Here is a 17,355-nt window from a genome sequence, read left to right as displayed (position 1 = left end):
CGCGGGCTGCGCCACGGCCGGTGCGGCGGGCGCGGCACACCCGGCGAGCCAGGCGGTGGAAGTCAGGGCGAGGAAGGCGGCGGGCAGTCGCATGGGGTTCCAGTCAGAAGGCGCAGGCGCTGCGCATCCACAGGATTCCCCGCACGCGGTGCAGCGCGCATAATCACGCGTATGACAACACTGTACATCACCCATGGAGACTGCCGGCGCCACGAGATGGGGAGCTGGCACCCGGAATGCCCGGAGCGGCTGGATGCCATCGCGGATCACCTCTTGGCCACCGGGGTGCTGCCGCAACTCATCGAGCGCGAGGCGCCCAACGCGCCGCCGGAGGCGGTGACGCGCGTGCACGCGGCGCACTACGTCGAGCGCCTCACGCAGCAGGTGCCGGCGGAGGGCTATTACCCTATCGATCCGGACACGCTCATGAATCCGCACACCCTCGCGGCCGCCTGGCGGGCAGCAGGTGCCGCGGTGGCGGCCGTCGATGCGGTGATGGGCGGTGACGCCGACACGGCCTTCTGCGCCGTGCGTCCGCCTGGGCATCACGCGGAGCCGGACAAGGCCATGGGGTTCTGCTTCTTCAACAATGTCGCCATCGCCGCGCGCCATGCGCTCGAAGCCCACGGCTTGTCACGTGTGGCCGTGGTGGATTTCGACGTGCACCACGGCAATGGCACCGAAGCGGCATTGCAGGGTGACGATCGCATCCTGATGTGCAGTTTCTTCCAGCACCCGTTCTACCCCTTCAGTGGCACGCGCAACCCCGCGCCGAACATGCTCAATCTGCCGGTCTCGGCCTACGGGGATGGTGGCATCGTGCGCCCGCTGGTGCAGGACGAATGGCTGCCCCGGCTGCACGCCCACCGGCCGCAGCTCATCCTGATCTCTGCGGGCTTCGATGCCCACCGCGAGGACGACATGGGCCAGTTAGGCCTGGTCGAGGCAGACTATGCGTGGATCACGGAACAGATCATGGCGGTGGCGCGCGAGCATGCCCAAGGGCGTGTGGTGAGCTGCCTGGAAGGCGGCTACGCCTTGTCGGCGCTGGGCCGCAGTGTCGCGGCGCATATCCGGGCGCTGGCCGGCATCGGCTGAGCCGACCGGGCGACGGTCGCTGCCCGGGCTGCGCGTTTGTTGTCCGGGGTGGGCGCGCGGTGCGGCACCGTCCGACACGACGTGCCCGCAGTGCCGGCGACCGCGTCCTACACCTGGCTGGTGTCGAGCCCCAGACGCCCTGCCGCGTTGCGGATGTGCCGTTGAATGGCGGCGCGCGCACCCAGGCGGTCGCCAGCGTGCAGGGCGGCGAAGATCTCGAGGTGCTCGTCGTGCGCCTCTCGCCACGTGCCCTGCAGCGTGGAATTCAGCCGTGCCGTATCGATCGCCGCCGCGATGTGCGAGGCCAGGAAGGCATACATCTCCACGAAGAGCGGATTGCCCGTGGCGCGCGCCACGATCTGATGAAACCTCGCGTCGGCGTCCGTGCCGGGGCCACCATTGCTGAAAGCCGCCTCCATGTCGGTCAACGCCTCGCGCAGCTCGGCGATGTGCTGTGGCGTGCAACGGGCGGCCGCGAGCGCCGCGGCTTCCGTCTCCACCGCCAGGCGCAGCTCGAACACCCACGCCAGCCGGTCCTGCTGGCCATGGACGTCCATGCGGAACGCCGGGCTGCGGGTCTGCGCCTCGACGAAGGCGCCGGCCCCCTGCACGATGCGGATCAGCCCGTCATGCTTGAGGCGCGACATGGCCTCGCGGATGACGGACATGCTCACGCCAAAGGTCGCAGCGAGCACGCTGCCCGAGGGCAGCTTGGCGCCGGGCGCGACTTCGCCCGCCAGCACTTGCCGGCGCAACTCGCCCGCGACCTCGTCGGCGAGCGAGGACCGGGGCAGGGGATCAGGCTGAGCCATCCTGCACGGTCTTGCCGGGGTTCATCAGGCCTTGCGGATCCAGGGCTTGCTTCACGCGCTGCATGAGGCGCACTTCCACGTCGCTCTTGTAGCGCAGGAGCTCGTCACGCTTCAACTGACCCACGCCGTGTTCGGCGCTGATCGAGCCCTCGAAGGCATGCACGCTGTCGTGCACGAGCAGGTAGATGTCGTCCTGGCGGGCAAGCAGTTGCGCCTCGGCTTCACCGCGCGAGCCCTGCACGTTGTAGTGCAGGTTGCCATCGCCCAGGTGGCCGAAGGTGATGTTGCGCACGCCCGGAAAGTGCACCTGCAGGGCGGCGTCGGTCGTGGCCACGAAATCTGCGATGCGCGAGATCGGGATCGACACGTCGTGCTTGATGTTCTTGCCTTCCTCGGCCTGCGCGAGAGGAATGCTTTCGCGCAGGTGCCACATCGCGTGGCTTTGCGACAGGTTCTCGGCAATGGCAGCGTCCTGCACGAGGTCGTCCTCGAGCGCGGCGCCCAGCACGGCCTCGAAGCGTTCGCGCGCATGGGCTTCGCTCTCGTTGTCGGACAGTTCGAGCAGCGCGTACCAGGCGTGCTGCTCGACCGGGCCTTCCAGCGGCAGGCGCTGCTGCGGGTAGATGCGAGTGACGAGTTCCAGGCAGGCGCTGGACATCAGCTCGAAGCCCGTCAGCGAGGCACCGAAGCCGGCGCGGGCGCGCGAGAGCACGGTCACCGCGTCGGGCACCGACTTCAAGGCGAGCAGAGCCGTGCAGCGGGCGACAGGCAGCGGATACAGGCGCAGCGTGGCCGCGGTGATGATGCCCAGCGTGCCTTCGCTGCCGATGTACAGGTCGCGCAGGTCGTAGCCGGTGTTGTCCTTGCGCAGGCCGCGCAGGCCGTTCCAGATCTCGCCTTGAGGCGTGACCACTTCCAGGCCCAGCGTGAGTTCGCGCGTGTTGCCGTAGCGCAGCACCTGCGTGCCGCCGGCGTTGGTGGCGAGGTTGCCGCCGATCATGCAGCTGCCTTCGGCCGCGAGCGACAGCGGGAAGAGCCGGTTCGCATCGCGCGCGACGCCCTGCAGCGTCTGCAGCACGCAGCCGGCTTCGACCGTCATCGTGTCGTTGTCCGTGTCCACCTGGCGCACGCGGTTCATGCGCGCCAGGCTGATCACCACGGCCTTGCCGGAGGCGTCCGGCGTGGCACCGCCCACGAGGCCCGTGTTTCCACCCTGCGGCACGACGGGCGCGCCGTGCTCGGCGCACAGGCGCATCACCGCGGCGACTTCCTCCGTGTTCCCCGGGCGCACCACGGCCACGGCATTACCGGTATAGCGGCCGCGCCAATCGGTGAGGTAGGGCGCTGCATCGGCATCGGTGAGAACGTGCTGGTTGCCCAGGGTTTGCTGCAGTGCATGAAAAAGCGTCATCGCGGCCGGGAATGTGGTAGTGTTGAGGGTCTTCAGGTTATCTGAAGACTTGGCGAGGGCATCTTAGCATGGTCCCCCGCCCCGATAACCATAAAGTCATTCGCAGAATTCGAATCCACCCGGCAGCAGCCGGGTTCAACAAGTGAGGCCGCTTCATGAAGGTGCTGGTGCCCGTCAAGCGCGTGGTTGACTACAACGTCAAGGTCCGCGTCAAGTCCGACCAATCCGGGGTCGACATCGCCAACGTCAAGATGTCGATGAACCCGTTCGATGAAATCGCGGTGGAAGAAGCCGTGCGCCTGAAGGAAAAGGGAACGGTCGCGGAAGTGATCGCCGTGTCCGCCGGCGCCACCCAATCGCAGGAAACCCTGCGCACTGCCATGGCCATCGGTGCCGATCGCGGCATCCTGATCGACACCACCGGTGTGGATCTGCAGCCCCTGGCCGTGGCCAAGCTGCTGAAGGCCGTGGCCGACAAGGAAACGCCCGAGCTCATCATCCTCGGCAAGCAAGCCATCGATGACGACGCCAACCAGACCGGCCAGATGCTGGCCGCGCTGCTGGGCTGGCCGCAAGCCACGTTCGCGAGCAAGGTCGAAGTCGCCGACGGCAAGGTCACGGTCACCCGTGAAGTCGACGGCGGTCTGGAGACCATCGCTCTCACGCTGCCGGCCGTGGTCACCACCGACCTGCGCCTGAACGAGCCGCGCTACGTGACGCTGCCCAACATCATGAAGGCCAAGAAGAAGCCGCTCGACACGGTCAAGCCGGACGACCTCGGCGTGGACGTCAACCCGCGCCTGAAGACCCTGAAGGTCTCCGAGCCTCCCGGCCGCAAGGCGGGTGTGAAGGTCGCCGACGTGGCCGCCCTGGTGGACAAACTCAAGAATGAAGCGAAGGTGATCTGACATGTCTATCCTGGTCATTGCTGAACACGACAACAAGGAACTCAAGGGCGCCACGCTCAACACCATCGCCGCTGCTGCCAAGATCGGTGGCGACGTCGAGGTGCTGGTGATCGGTAGCGGCGCGCAAGCCGTGGCCGACGCCGCCAAGGCCGCTGCCGGTGTGAGCAAGGTGCTGCTGGCCGACGCCCCGCATCTTGCCGACCAGCTCGCCGAGAACGCGGCCGCCCAGGTCCTGGCCATCGCCAAGAACTACAGCCACGTGCTGTTCCCCGCTACCGCCTCGGGCAAGAACATCGCCCCGCGCGTGGCCGCGCTGCTGGACGTCGCGCAGATCTCCGACATCACCGCCGTCGAATCCGCCGATACGTTCCAACGCCCGATCTACGCCGGCAACGCCATCGCCACCGTGCAATCGGCCGATGCCGTGAAGGTCATCACCGTGCGTACCACCGGCTTTGACGCCGTGGCCGCCACCGGTGGCTCGGCCGCCGTCGAGACGATCGAAGCCGTCGCCGATTCGGGCAAGGCCTCGTTCGTGAGCCGCGAAGTCGCCAAGAGCGACCGCCCGGAACTGGCCGGTGCCAAGATCGTCGTCTCCGGCGGCCGTGGCCTGGGCAGCGCCGAGAACTTCAAGATCCTGGACGAGCTCGCCGACAAGCTGGGCGCTGCCCTGGGCGCCTCGCGCGCCGCCGTCGATGCGGGCTACGCCCCCAACGACTGGCAGGTCGGCCAGACCGGCAAGATCGTGGCCCCGCAGCTGTACGTGGCCGTCGGCATCTCCGGCGCTATCCAGCACTTGGCCGGCATGAAGGACTCGAAGGTCATCGTCGCCATCAACAAGGATGAGGAAGCCCCCATCTTTGGCGTGGCCGATTACGGCCTGGTGGGCGACCTCTTCAAGGTCGTTCCCGAACTCGCCAAGTCGCTGTAAGCGATGTGACGAGTGGCTGCCCTGACAGGGGTGGCTGAAAGCCCGGTGCGCTTGCGGCAGGATGCTGCGAGGGCGCCGGGCTTTTTTCATGGACCGGCACTCACCAGCGCACACCCCTGCCACGTGCCCGACTGCACCAGCCGCCGGATCTCGCGTTTGCATACGTCCACCACGCGGCTCACCGCGACGGTGAGCGGCTGCGCGTCGCTCGCGCACAGCACGAGTTCGCGCGTGAGGCCCATCGCTGTCGTGTGGGCGTGGATCGTGCCCGCATCGATCTCATGGTGGGCGGCAGAGTACGGCAGCAGGGTGGCGGCCAAGCCCGCGGCCACGGCGGGGATCAGGATGGCGGAGGTGCTGGCCTCGGCATACAGGTTCGTCGCGAAGCCGGCTGTGAGGAACGCGTGATCCACCCGCGCGCGCAGGGTGTTGGGCGGGCTCGGCAGGATCATCGGCAGCCCGGCGATGTCGGCGATGCCCGGCTTGCGCCGGCGCAGGCGCACATCAGGATGGGTGAGCAGCAGCAAATCCTCGCGGATCAGGCGCTCGTGCGTGAGGCCTTGCAGCGGTTGCTGATCGGGTGACAAGGCAAAGTCCACGCGTCCCTGCAGCACGAACTTCGTGAGATCGGCGCTGGGCACGTCCACGATCTCCACGACGATGGCGGGCAGCTCGGCCTTGACCTGCTGGATGAGGGGCAGGGCGAGCATGCGTGCCGTGCTCGAGGCGAGGCCCACGGACACCGTGCCCGTGATGTGATCGGCGGCCTGGCGCAGCAGCCCCGGGGTCGAGTCCACCTGACGCAGGATCGTCTGCGCGTGCCGGTGCAGCAGGACGCCTTCCGCGGTCGGCGTGACCCCTCGCGGCCCGCGCACGAGCAGCGTCAGCCCAAGCAAATCTTCGAGCGAAGCCATTTGTTGGCTCAAAGCAGGCTGGGCCACGTGCAGGGCTTCAGCCGCCCGGGTGAGATTGCCGAGTTCGACGACCTGGACGAAGTATTTGAGCTGGCGCAGGCTGATCGACATAAGTTGGCCTTATGGTGGGATCGGAATTCCCTATTTTTAACCTATGGTGAAGTGTCCCTAGACTGTCTCCATCGATCAGGAGACACGACATGACATTGCCCCTCGCCGGACTCAAGGTGCTGGATCTCACCCGAGCCCTGTCAGGCCCTTTCAGCACGATGATCCTGGGCGACCTGGGCGCCGAGGTGATCAAGGTGGAGCCCACCCCGGACGGCGACATGGTGCGTCAGTGGGGCCCCTTCGACGAGGACGTGAGCGTCTACTACCTGAGCGCCAATCGCAACAAGAAGGGCATGGGCGTGGACTTTCGCCAACCTGAGGGCCTCGCGCTCGTGCGGCGGCTCGCGCTCGAATCCGACATCGTCGTGGAGAACTTCAAGCCCGGCACGATGGACAAGATGGGATTGGGCTACGCGGCGCTGAGCGCCGAGCGTCCCGAGATCATCCTCGCCTCGATCTCGGGTTTCGGCAGCAAGGGGCCGGCGCGCGAATGGGCGGGCTTTGACCAGATCGCACAGGGCTACGCCGGCTTCATGAGCCTCACCGGCACGCCGGAGGCCGGGCCGATGCGCGTGGGCACTGCCGTGGGCGATCTCACCGCCGGCTTGTGGACCGTGATCGGCATCGTGTCGGCTGTGGTAGAGCGCCAGCGCACCGGCCGTGGCCAGCATGTGGAGACCTCGCTGCTGGCCGGGCTGATGGCGTTACTGAGCGTACAGGGCCAGCGCTACCTGAGCCTGGCCGACGTGCCCGAGCCGTGCGGCAACGTGCATCCGGTGATTGCCCCCTACGGCACCTTCGATACCGCTGACGGCCCGCTGAATCTTGCTCCGGCCACGCAGCAGATGTGGGTGCGGCTGTGCGAGATCCTGGGCGTGCCACAACTCACGCGGGACGCGCGCTTTCTCACCAACGCCGAGCGCATGCGCCATCGCCATGCCTTGAAGGACGAACTCGAGACGCGCCTGAAGCAGCGCACCCGGATGGAATGGACGCGCGAGATGATCGACAACGGGATTCCTGCCGGGCCCATCAACACCCTGGAGGACGTGTTCAATGATCCGCAGGTCCAGGCCTGCGGACTGGTGAAGAGCGTGGAGCACCCGCAAGTCGGCACCCTGCGCCAGGTCGACCTGCCCATCTCCACCAGCGCCGCGTGGGATGGCACGTCGATGCGGCTGCCACCACCCGTCTTCGGTCAACACACGCAGGAGATCCTGGCCGGCCATGGCCTGGATGCGGCGACGATCGCCCGGCTGCTCGCCGCAGGCGTCGTGCACCAGGCCGAGCTGACCGAGGTGCAGGCATGAGCACGGATGCCAAGGCGGGTCAGGCCCCGCAGCTCTCGGTCGAGGGCGCCGTCGCCACCGTGCGCCTCGCCCGCCCGGCGCAGGCCAACCGCCTCAGTCCGCAGGATCTCGCCACGTTGCGCGAGCACATCGCCACCGTCAACGCTGACGACGCCGTGCTGGTGCTGCGCATTCTGGCCGAGGGCAAATACTTCTGCAGCGGCTACGACATCAGCGCGCTCGCCGATGCTGATGCGCCGAGCTCGCTGTATTTCGGCGAGACGATCGACGTGCTGGAAGCCGCGCGGCCCGTGACGATCGCGGCCATCCAGGGCGGCGTGTATGGCGGCGGCACGGACCTGTCGCTGGCCTGCGACTTTCGCATCGGCACACCCGAGTCCAATATGTTCATGCCAGCCACTCGGCTTGGCTTGCACTTCTATCCGGGGGGCTTGCGCCGCTACGTGTCGCGGCTCGGGCTCGATACGGCCAAGCGGCTCTTTCTTACGGCCGAGAAGCTCGATGCCGACGAGATGCAGCGCATCGGGTTCCTGACGGCGCTGGTGCCCGCCGATGCGCTCACGCATCGTGTCGAGGCGCTCACCGCGCAGCTCGTGCAGATGGCGCCGATCCCGCTGCTCGGCGTCAAGCGTCACCTGAACCTCATTGCGCAGGGGGATGTGCAGGTGCAGGCCATCGAGGCGGCGGTACGTCATTCCGAACGATCGCACGACATCGCCGAAGGGGCGCTGTCCTGGAAGGAGAAGCGCGCGCCCCGATTCACCGGGCGCTGAGCAGCAGGCGCGCCCGCAGCGCCGGGGCGCAAGACAGGCAGGAAGACGACTGGCACGTACCCGTCGTCACGGCCGCGCGACGACGGCCATCACCTGAACGAGAACGAGGAGACACCATGAAGACACGTGCTGGTTTGCCCGCGGCCCTGGCGGCCGGACTGCTCGCTGGCGTGCTGGGGGCGGGGCCCGCGCTCGCTGCCGAGCGCTATCCGACTCGGCCCATCACCCTGGTGCTGGGCTTTCCCCCCGGCGGTGGCGCCGATCACGTCGGGCGGGTGTATGCCAACGCCCTGTCCAAGGAGCTGGGCCAGACCGTGGTGGTGGAGAACCGGCCTGGCGCGGGTTCCACCATCGGGGCCAGCATGGCTGCGCGCGCCAAGCCCTATGGCCATACCCTGTATCTCGGCAACTCCAGCGTCATGGGCAGCGACATGGTGCTCTACGACGTGGACTACACGCCCGACGATTTCGTCCCCGTGGCCAAGCTCACGACCGCGCCCATGGTGCTGATCGCCAATGCATCGCTGGGCTTCAAGAACGTGCAGGATCTCGTGGACCGGGCGCGTGCCGCGCCGGGCAGCCTGAACGTGGCGTCCTCGGGCAACGGCGTCATCACGCACCTGAGCGCCGTCGCCTTCATGGAACTCGCGGATGCCGAGCTCATGCACATTCCCTTCAAGGGCGGGCGCCCGCCGTGCAGTCCGTGGCGTCGGGCGATACCCACATTTCATTCGCCACCGCGCCGTCGGCCAAGACCGTGATCGACGCTGGCCGCGCCGTGGGCCTGGGCGTGACATCAGGTGCCCGATCCAAGCTCATCGACTACCCGCCGATCGGCGAGACGGTGGCCGGCTACGACGTCTCCAACTGGTGGGGCATCTTCGCGCCCAAGGGCACGCCCGACGCCGTGGTGCAGCAGCTCTTCGAGGCCACCCATCGCCTGCTCGCCGATGAACAGGTCAAGGCCAGCATGGCGGCCGGCTACGAGGAGGTCGATCCGGCCGAATCGGTGGCAGCCTTCGCGGCCTTCGCCCGCGAGGAGGGCGAGCGCGGCCGACGGCTGGCGCAGGCCGGAGCGGCCAGCGCGAACTGACGCTCGTCTCAAAGTCTCGCGGCGTGCCGCCGAGCGGAGCGGTATAGTTGTCGATTCGCGCGGCGGGACCCGGGATCGGGCAGAGAACCGCGCGAATTCCTGGCGGAGACAACATGACCTATCTGGCACCCATCGACGACATTCGTTTCGTTCTCAAGCATCTGGCCGGTCTCGACCGGGTTCTGGCACTGCCCGCCTGGGCAGAGCTCGATCCGGATACGGTCGACGCCGTCCTTGAGGAGAACGCGCGGTTCGTCGAGGGCGTGATGGCCCCTTTGAACCGAGTGGGCGACACCCAGCCCGCGCAGTGGCACGACGGCAAGGTGACGACTTCGCCGGGCTTTCGTGAGGCCTATGCGCAGTTCCGCGATGGCGGCTGGCAGGGCTTGCAGCACCCGGAGGACGTCGGCGGCCAGGGCCTGCCCAAGCTCGTCGGCGCGGCTTGCGTAGAGAATCTCAACGCTGCCAATCTGGCCTTCTCGCTGTGCCCGCTGCTCACGGACGGCGTGATCGAGGCGCTGCTCACCGCGGGTTCGGATGAACAAAAGCAGCGCTATCTGCCCTCGCTCGTGCAAGGCGTCTGGACCGGCACGATGAATCTCACCGAGCCGCAGGCAGGCTCGGACCTGGCCCAGGTGCGCACGCGCGCCGTGCCGCAGGGCGACGGCACCTACCGCGTGAGCGGCCAGAAGATCTATATCACCTGGGGCGAGCACGACGTCGCAGACAACATCGTTCACCTGGTGCTGGCGCGCACGCCGGACGCGCCGGCTGGCGTGAAGGGCATCTCGCTCTTCATCGTGCCCAAGTTCATGGTGGGGGACGATGGCAGCCTGGGCCAGCGCAACGACGTGTACTGCGCCTCGATCGAGCACAAGCTCGGGATCCACGGCAGCCCCACGGCCGTGCTGATCTTCGGCGACGACAAGGGCGAAGTGGGGCAGGGGGCCATCGGCTACCTGGTCGGCGAAGAAAATCGCGGTCTGGAGTACATGTTCATCATGATGAACGCCGCGCGCTACGCCGTGGGCCTGCAGGGGGTGGCCGTGGCCGAGCGCGCGTCGCAGCAGGCGGCCGCCTATGCGGCCGAACGTGTGCAGAGCCGGGCGATCGACAGTCAGAACGTGGCTGACACCATCGACCGTCACCCGGACGTGCAGCGCATGCTGCTCACCATGCGCGCGCTCACGGACGGCGCGCGCGCCATGGCTTACGTAGCCGCGGCCATGTACGACCATGCGCATGAAGGCGCGACGCCCGACGCGCAGGCCCGCCAGCGCGCGCAGTACGAATACATGGTGCCGATCGTGAAGGGCTTCTCCACCGAGATGTCGCTGGAGGTGACCTCGCTGGGGGTGCAGGTGCACGGCGGCATGGGCTTCATCGAGGAGACGGGCGCTGCGCAGTACTACCGCGACGCGCGCATTCTGCCGATCTATGAAGGCACCACGGCCATCCAGGCGAACGACCTGGTGGGACGCAAGACGCTGCGCGATGGCGGCGCGGTGGCACGGGGATTCATCGCAGGCATGCGCGAGACGGTGAGCGAGCTCGCCGCGGGGGATGCCGGGCTGCAGGCCATCGGGCGCCGTCTTGCCGAGGCGGCCGATGATTACGAAGCCGTGGTGGCGTGGCTGCTCGAACACGCGCGCGAGAACGCTCGCGGCGTGTACGCGGGCAGCGTGCCTTACCTCATGCTCGCGGGCCTCGCGCATAGCGGCTGGCAGATGGCGCGCGCCGCGCTGGCCAGCCAGACGGAATCGACGACGTTTGCCCAGGGCAAGCGCACGGTGGCGCAATTCCACGCCGCGCATCTGCTGCCGCGCACCCGCGCCCTTCGTGTGGCCATCGTCGAAGGCAGCGAGGCCGTGCGCTGGCCCGTCGCCTGAGACGTGCCGATGCGCCTGGGGCAGCCTAGGCGCCGCCAGCACAGGACGGCGCACACCCGTGCGCCTGCGCAAACGGCGGTATTCCCTCAACAGAGGAATACCGCCGTTCTTTATGACTCCCTGTAATTTACAACCTGCGATTTCTTCGTTTCCATGACTGGGCCTGCATGCCACGATGCTGGTTTGGGAAATTGGAATAACGATATGTGGCAGCGGCTACTTGACACGGTGACGGATGCGGCGCGCCGTCACCCCGACCTGGCGTTCGCCAGCTCGCTCGCGGCCGAGGACATGGTGCTCACGCACGCCATCGCGCAAAGCGGTGCCACGGTGCACGTGTTCACGCTGGATACCGGGCGGCTGCCCGACGAGACGCTCGCGATGATCCCGCGCGTGCGCGAGCGCTACGGCCTGGCCCTGGACGTCGTACATCCTGATGCCGACGCGGTCGAAGCGCACGTCCAGGCGCATGGTGCCTTTGCCTTTTATGAGAGCCTCGCCCTGCGCAAGGCGTGTTGCGGCATCCGCAAGGTCGAGCCGCTGCGCCGGGCGCTTGCCGGGCGCAGTGCCTGGATGACAGGGCAGCGTCGCGAGCAGGCCGTGAGCCGCACCGAGCTTGCCCTGGAAGAACACGACGAGACCTTCGGTCTCTACAAGTTCAATCCGCTGGCGGAATGGTCCGAGGCTGATGTCTGGCGTGCCATCCGCGAGTTCGACATCCCCTACAACCCGCTGCACGACAAGGGCTATCCCTCGATCGGCTGCGATCCCTGTACGCGCGCGGTCCGCCCCGGCGAAGATCCGCGCGCCGGCCGCTGGTGGTGGGAATCCTCCGATTCCAAAGAATGCGGCCTGCACGCCGGCAACCTCGTCCATGCCGATGGCCAGGCGCAACCGCTGCGCTTCGTCCCGCGCGGCTGACCCGGCAACCTCTTTGCTGAACGATCCGAATTCATGACAACGACCCTCGATACCCGCACGCGCACGCATCTGGACTGGCTCGAAGCCCAGGCCATCTACATCCTGCGCGAAGTGGCCGCCGAATGCGCGCGGCCGGTGTTGCTCTTTTCCGGCGGCAAGGATTCCGTGGTGCTGCTGCGCCTGGCGGAGAAGGCCTTTCGCCCGGGCGCCTTCCCGTTTCCGTTGCTGCACGTTGACACTGGCCACAACTTCGACGAAGTGATCGCGTTTCGCGATGCCCGCGCGGCGGAGCTTGGCGAGCAGCTGATCGTGCGCAGCGTGGAGGACTCCATCGCCCGCGGCAGCGTGGTGCTGCGCCGCGAGACGGATTCGCGCAATGCCGCCCAGGCGGTGACGCTGCTCGAGGCCATCGAGGAGTTCGGCTTCGATGCCTGCATCGGCGGCGCCCGTCGTGACGAAGAGAAGGCCCGCGCCAAGGAGCGCATCTTCTCGTTTCGCGACGAATTCGGCCAGTGGGATCCGAAGGCCCAGCGACCGGAGCTCTGGAACCTGTACAACACGCAGGTGCACAAGGGCGAGAACATGCGCGTGTTCCCGATCTCGAACTGGACGGAACTGGACGTGTGGCAGTACATCGCCCGCGAGAATCTCGCGCTGCCCTCGCTCTACTACGCGCATGCACGCGAGGTGGTGCGCCGCAACGGCCTGCTCGTGCCGGTGACGCCGCTCACGCCGCCCGCCGCGGGCGAGACGCCCGAAGTCACCACCGTGCGGTTCCGTACCGTGGGCGACATCTCCTGCACCTGCCCGGTGGCCTCCACGGCCGACAGCCCGGCTGCCATCATCGCGGAGACCGCGATCACCGACATCACCGAACGCGGCGCCACGCGCATGGACGACCAGACCTCCGAGGCGTCCATGGAGCGTCGCAAGAAAGAAGGATATTTCTGATGAACGCCATCTCCGATCCCTTCCTGGGCGAGACCAGCGTCCTGCGCCTGATCACGGCAGGCTCCGTCGACGACGGCAAGTCCACCCTGATCGGCCGCCTGCTCTATGACAGCAAGGGCGTGTTCGCCGATCAGATGGCCGCCATCTCGCGCGCCAAGTACCGCCGCGTCGAAGGCGATGCCATCGATTTCTCCTTGCTCACCGACGGCCTGGAGGCCGAGCGCGAGCAGGGCATCACGATCGACGTGGCCTATCGCTACTTCGCCACGCCGCGGCGCAAGTTCATCGTGGCCGATGCGCCGGGCCACGAGCAGTACACGCGCAACATGGTGACGGGCGCCTCCACGTCGGATGTGGCCATCATCCTGATCGATGCGGCCCGTGCCCGCGACGGCGTGCTGCTGCCGCAGACGCGCCGGCACAGCACGATCGCGCATCTGCTCGGCATCCGGCACATCGTGGTCGCCGTCAACAAGATGGATCTTGTCGGCTGGGATCGCGAGGTCTTCGAGCGTATCTCGGCGGCCTATGCGGATCTTGCGCAGCGCCTGGGTATCGCGCGCTTTCAGATTCTGCCGATCTCTGCGCTGGGTGGCGACAACGTCGTGACGGCGTCGGCCCAGACGCCGTGGTACGAGGGCGCGCCCCTGCTCGAACTGCTCGAGGCGCTGCCGGCCCTCGACGATGCCGCCCAGGCTCCGATGCGCTTTCCGGTGCAGCTCGTGGCGCGTCACGGCGGCTCGCGCGAGGACGACTTCCGCGGTTATGCGGGCCAGGTCGCGAGCGGCGTGCTGCGCCGGGGCGACAGCATCGTCGTGCAGCCGTCGGGCGCGACGGCCGTGGTGGCGCGTCTCGTGACCTTCGATGGCGATCTGGAAGCAGCGCCGGCGGGCACGGCCGTGACGGTGGTGCTCGATCGCGACGTGGATGTGTCGCGGGGCGATTCGTTCGCCCATGAGGCGGCGCCGAGCACCGTCGCACGTCGCTTCGAGGCGGAAGTGTGCTGGCTCGACAGCCAGGCGCTGAATCCGCAGCGCAAGTACCTGCTCAAGCAGGGTACGCGCCTCACCACGGCGCGCGTGGAAGGCGTGCTTTCGCGGCGTGACATCCAGTCGCTGCAGGAAGTGCAGAGCGAAGATGCCCCGTTCGCCATGAACGACATCGGGCGGATTGCGATCGCCACGCGCGAGGCCCTGGCGCTGGACGCTTATGACGCGCAGCCTGCCACGGGCGCCTTCATCCTGATCGACCCGGCCACGCATCAGACGGCGGCTGCGGGCATGGTGCGCAGCGTGGGTTGAGCGCTCCTCGCTTCGCGCCAGACGCCCTGGTGGAGTCCGCTCCACCAGGGCGTTGTTGTCTCTGCGCCCCACGTGTCTGCGGAAGCAATGTAACTGTTGTTGCATCCAGTGCTGTTCGTATGTACAGTACACCGCATGAACCCGAAGCCGCTCACCTTCGTTCCGCGATCCGCCGCCGCCCCTGTGCGTGGCCGGGGGGCGGTCGCCAACGTCGCGCACCGCTTTCAGCGCGACGAGCGCGAGGGTGTGGACGACGGCTGGGCCTCGGGCTTCGAGACGGATGAGGTGCTGCCGCCGCTGCGCACCACGGTGCGCGAGGAGCAGGCGCGCCGGCTTCTGTCCTACAACGTTTCGCCAGACATCCCGTTCGATCGGGCCATCAATCCGTATCGCGGCTGCGAGCATGGCTGCACCTACTGCTATGCGCGGCCCACGCATGCCTACCTGGGCTATTCGCCCGGGCTGGATTTCGAGACCCGCCTCGTGGCCAAGGTCAACGCGGTCGCCGCGCTGCGCACGGAGCTTGCGGCGCGGGGCTATCGCCCGGGTACGGTCACCATCGGGTCGGCCACGGATCCCTATCAGCCCATCGAGCGCGATTGGCAGCTCACCCGCGGCGTGCTGGCCCTGCTGGACGAGACCCGGCACCCCGTGGTCGTGATCACCAAGAATGCCCTGATCGAGCGTGATCTCGATCTGCTCACGTCGCTCGCGCAGCGGCGCCTGGTCATGGTGTTCTTCAGCATTCCCACGCTGGACGCCGCGGTGGCGCGCACGCTCGAGCCCCGGGCCAGCGCGCCGTGGCGGCGCATCCAGGCCATTCAACGCCTGTCGCAAGCCGGCATTCCCACTGGGGTGATGGTCGCGCCGGTCATTCCCTTCATCACGGATGACCAGCTCGAGCATGTGCTCGAGGCGGCCGCGCAGGCTGGTGCCGGCACGGCGGGCTACACCACGCTGCGTCTGCCTTTCGAAGTGCGCGAGATCTTCACCGAGTGGTTGCACGCCCATTTCCCGGACCGTGCCGAGCGTGTGCTCGCCCGGGTCGAGGATCTGGGCGGCGCCCGCAACGAGCGCGGTGAGCGCGCCTCGTCCCGGTTCGGGTCCCGCATGAAAGGCGAGGGTATCTGGGCCGATCTCTTTGCCCAGCGCTTTGCGCTGGCTACACGCCGAGCCGGATTCGGTCGGCGCCGTTTCGATCTGGACACGAGCCAGTTCATTCCGCCGGCCGCCCCTGGCCAGCAGTCACTCTTCTGAAGGAGCCATCATGCGCCGCAAGAATCGCAATGCCTTTAACTCGACCCCGCGCTTCGGTGCCGCCTGGGGCGAAGCCCTGCTGGCCGTGGGTTGGGCTGTCATGATCCCGGGGCTGCTGTGGCTCGGTGGGGCCGCCGGCTTCTGACCGGCAGGTCGCTTGCGCGCGGGTTCAGAGTCCGAGCGTGCCGTCCACCATGGCGAGTGACGCCATGACGACGTGCAGCAGGATCACGAACATGCCCAGGTTCAGCGCCACCATGCCCAGCACGATCGCCCCCCATCTGTTGGCCGATCGGCGTTCCTGTCCCACGTTGTAGCGGGCGTCGAAGCGCGCGTCGGCCATCAGGCAGAGCACCACCGATTCGACGAAGCCCGCGGCCAGGGGAATCAGGACCAGGTAGTAGGGCAGTTGACTGAAAAGGGGCGGATCACGCCAGAGCGCGATGCCCACGATCAGCACGGTGAAGACCAGCGGCACCCAGGCAAGCCGCCGCCCCAGGTAGGCGTGATGCGCGCCCGCCCAGCCCAGCAGCAGGGCGAGGGTGGCGGCCACGGTCTTCTTTCGGAAGTGGGGGGCGGGTGCAGGGCTGGCGATCACGGAGGACATGCCCGGTACTATACCTGCAGGGTGTAGCTCAGCCAGGGGTGGTCAGTCGGCCCGGCGATGCGGGCACATCGCCGTCGCCATCCGCCAGGGCCCATCGCCGCGTTAGTTGGCCTTGAAGCCCGAGGCCTGGATGATCGGCGCCCACGTCGCATCGTCCTTGCGCATGATCTCGGCCAGGGCCTGCGGTCCGGCCTCGCCCGGCGTGAGGCCGATGTCTGCCAGGCGCTTGCGCACGTCGGGGTCGTTCACCGCGGCCAGTGCGGCCTTGGACAGGGCGTCGACCACCGGCGCTGGCGTGCCTGCCGGGGCATACATCGCATACCAGGGCGATGCCACGAGGTCGAGCCCCAGCGACTTGAAGGTCGGCACCGTAGGCGTGAGCACGTTCGACTGCTGCCCGGAGGTGGCCAGAATGCGAATCCGGTCGCCCTTGGCAAGTTCCAGGAAAGCGCCGACGGGGGCGACCATCATCCCGATCTCGCCGGCGAGCAACGCCTGCTTGGCGGGTGGGTCGCCGCGATACGAGATGTGGGTCATCTCCATCTTCGCGTTCTGGCCGTACAGCAGGCCAAAGAAGTGCGGCAGGCTGCCGGCGGCGGGCGAGGCGAAGTTGCGCAGGTTCACGTCCTTGCGCGCCGCGTCGGTCAGTTCGGCCAGCGTCTTCGGCCCATCGGCGCGCACGGCGATGGCCAGATCAAAGGTCGCGGCCAGGGCCACGGGCGCGAAGTCGCGCGCCGGGTCGTAGCGCAGCTTGTCGAAGGTGTGCGGGAAGGTCACCATCGTGGCAAAGGGAGCAAGCATCACGGTGTTGCCGTCAGGCGCGGCCGCCTTCACGTTTTCGGCGGCGATGATGCCGCCTGCGCCGGCACGGTTCTCGACGAGCACCGGTCGGTCGAGCGAGGCACGCATCTTCTCGGCCATAAGGCGCGCGAGGATGTCGTTGACGTCGCCTGCTGGAAAGCCCACCACGATGCGCAGCGGCTGGGATTCGCTGGCAAGGGCGGGCGTGGTGGCGCTCAGGCAAAAACACATGGCCGCCAGGGTGTGTCGCAAATGCATGGTTGTCTC

At 67.6% G+C, this 17,355-nt stretch carries 16 protein-coding genes and 1 pseudogene; 12 read left to right on the top strand and 5 right to left on the bottom strand.

The window, feature by feature from the left end:
* The first annotated feature begins 171 nt into the window (after positions 1-171).
* Positions 172-1,098 (top strand): histone deacetylase family protein, encoded by a 927-nt coding sequence (locus tag IMZ29_RS19975; protein WP_216187419.1) that lies wholly within the window; start codon positions 172-174, stop codon positions 1,096-1,098.
* A 107-nt stretch (positions 1,099-1,205) separates the two neighbouring features.
* On the opposite strand, the gene IMZ29_RS19970 is transcribed toward IMZ29_RS19975, so the two are convergent.
* Both IMZ29_RS19970 and IMZ29_RS19965 read right to left on the bottom strand, forming a co-directional pair.
* Positions 1,206-1,910 carry a FadR/GntR family transcriptional regulator gene (locus tag IMZ29_RS19970; RefSeq protein ID WP_216187417.1) on the bottom strand — a complete coding sequence of 235 codons (705 nt, stop codon included), beginning with the start codon at positions 1,908-1,910 and terminating at the stop codon, positions 1,206-1,208.
* Positions 1,897-3,321: an FAD-binding oxidoreductase gene (locus IMZ29_RS19965; protein ID WP_216187415.1), complete on the bottom strand. Its 1,425-nt coding sequence runs from the start codon at positions 3,319-3,321 to the stop codon at positions 1,897-1,899. Before IMZ29_RS19965 ends, IMZ29_RS19970 begins: the two co-directional genes overlap by 14 nt.
* Before the next feature lie 155 nt (positions 3,322-3,476).
* Between IMZ29_RS19965 and IMZ29_RS19960 the strand changes: the two genes are divergently transcribed.
* Entirely contained in the window at positions 3,477-4,229 is a 753-nt protein-coding gene (locus tag IMZ29_RS19960) for an electron transfer flavoprotein subunit beta/FixA family protein (RefSeq protein ID WP_216187413.1), read from the top strand.
* A gap of 1 nt (position 4,230) precedes the next feature.
* Positions 4,231-5,160: an electron transfer flavoprotein subunit alpha/FixB family protein gene (locus tag IMZ29_RS19955; RefSeq protein WP_216187411.1), complete on the top strand. Its 930-nt coding sequence runs from the start codon at positions 4,231-4,233 to the stop codon at positions 5,158-5,160.
* A gap of 86 nt (positions 5,161-5,246) precedes the next feature.
* Here IMZ29_RS19955 and IMZ29_RS19950 read toward each other — a convergent pair whose 3' ends face one another.
* Entirely contained in the window at positions 5,247-6,185 is a 939-nt protein-coding gene (locus IMZ29_RS19950) for a LysR substrate-binding domain-containing protein (protein WP_253207310.1), read from the bottom strand.
* 89 nt (positions 6,186-6,274) lie between these two features.
* Between IMZ29_RS19950 and IMZ29_RS19945 the strand changes: the two genes are divergently transcribed.
* From IMZ29_RS19945 to IMZ29_RS23085, 9 genes and pseudogenes are all read left to right on the top strand, one after another.
* Positions 6,275-7,495 (top strand): CaiB/BaiF CoA transferase family protein, encoded by a 1,221-nt coding sequence (locus IMZ29_RS19945; RefSeq protein WP_216187409.1) that lies wholly within the window; start codon positions 6,275-6,277, stop codon positions 7,493-7,495.
* A complete protein-coding gene (locus IMZ29_RS19940; protein WP_216187407.1) occupies positions 7,492-8,268 on the top strand; it encodes an enoyl-CoA hydratase/isomerase family protein in 777 nt (258 codons plus the stop codon). The genes IMZ29_RS19945 and IMZ29_RS19940 overlap by 4 nt, the downstream gene beginning before the upstream one ends.
* Before the next feature lie 116 nt (positions 8,269-8,384).
* Positions 8,385-9,361 (top strand): annotated as a pseudogene (locus tag IMZ29_RS19935) (tripartite tricarboxylate transporter substrate-binding protein).
* Between the two features lie 113 nt (positions 9,362-9,474).
* The gene (locus tag IMZ29_RS19930) at positions 9,475-11,250 is read left to right on the top strand and encodes an acyl-CoA dehydrogenase (RefSeq protein WP_216187405.1); all 1,776 of its coding nucleotides are present in this window, start codon (positions 9,475-9,477) and stop codon (positions 11,248-11,250) included.
* Between the two features lie 204 nt (positions 11,251-11,454).
* Entirely contained in the window at positions 11,455-12,171 is a 717-nt protein-coding gene (locus tag IMZ29_RS22950) for a phosphoadenylyl-sulfate reductase (RefSeq protein WP_253207305.1), read from the top strand.
* Between the two features lie 33 nt (positions 12,172-12,204).
* Positions 12,205-13,122 carry a sulfate adenylyltransferase subunit CysD gene (gene cysD, locus IMZ29_RS22945; protein ID WP_253207303.1) on the top strand — a complete coding sequence of 306 codons (918 nt, stop codon included), beginning with the start codon at positions 12,205-12,207 and terminating at the stop codon, positions 13,120-13,122.
* A complete protein-coding gene (locus IMZ29_RS19920; protein WP_216187403.1) occupies positions 13,122-14,423 on the top strand; it encodes a sulfate adenylyltransferase subunit 1 in 1,302 nt (433 codons plus the stop codon). Before cysD ends, IMZ29_RS19920 begins: the two co-directional genes overlap by 1 nt.
* A 135-nt stretch (positions 14,424-14,558) precedes the next feature.
* The gene (locus IMZ29_RS19915; RefSeq protein WP_216187401.1) at positions 14,559-15,680 is read left to right on the top strand and encodes a PA0069 family radical SAM protein; all 1,122 of its coding nucleotides are present in this window, start codon (positions 14,559-14,561) and stop codon (positions 15,678-15,680) included.
* A gap of 10 nt (positions 15,681-15,690) precedes the next feature.
* Entirely contained in the window at positions 15,691-15,825 is a 135-nt protein-coding gene (locus tag IMZ29_RS23085) for a hypothetical protein (protein ID WP_256445206.1), read from the top strand.
* A gap of 24 nt (positions 15,826-15,849) precedes the next feature.
* On the opposite strand, the gene IMZ29_RS19910 is transcribed toward IMZ29_RS23085, so the two are convergent.
* Both IMZ29_RS19910 and IMZ29_RS19905 read right to left on the bottom strand, forming a co-directional pair.
* Positions 15,850-16,287, bottom strand: a complete 438-nt coding sequence (locus IMZ29_RS19910) for an NINE protein (protein WP_216187399.1) — start codon at positions 16,285-16,287, stop codon at positions 15,850-15,852.
* A gap of 102 nt (positions 16,288-16,389) precedes the next feature.
* On the bottom strand, positions 16,390-17,346 hold the full coding sequence (locus IMZ29_RS19905) for a tripartite tricarboxylate transporter substrate-binding protein (protein WP_216187397.1): 957 nt from the start codon (positions 17,344-17,346) through the stop codon (positions 16,390-16,392).
* Between the last annotated feature and the right edge of the window lie 9 nt (positions 17,347-17,355).

The organism is Verticiella alkaliphila, from assembly GCF_018904615.1.
GTDB lineage: Bacteria > Pseudomonadota > Gammaproteobacteria > Burkholderiales > Burkholderiaceae_B > Verticiella > Verticiella alkaliphila.
The sequence above is the reverse complement of the archived record's forward strand: the minus strand, read 5'-3'. Positions and strand labels throughout refer to the sequence as shown.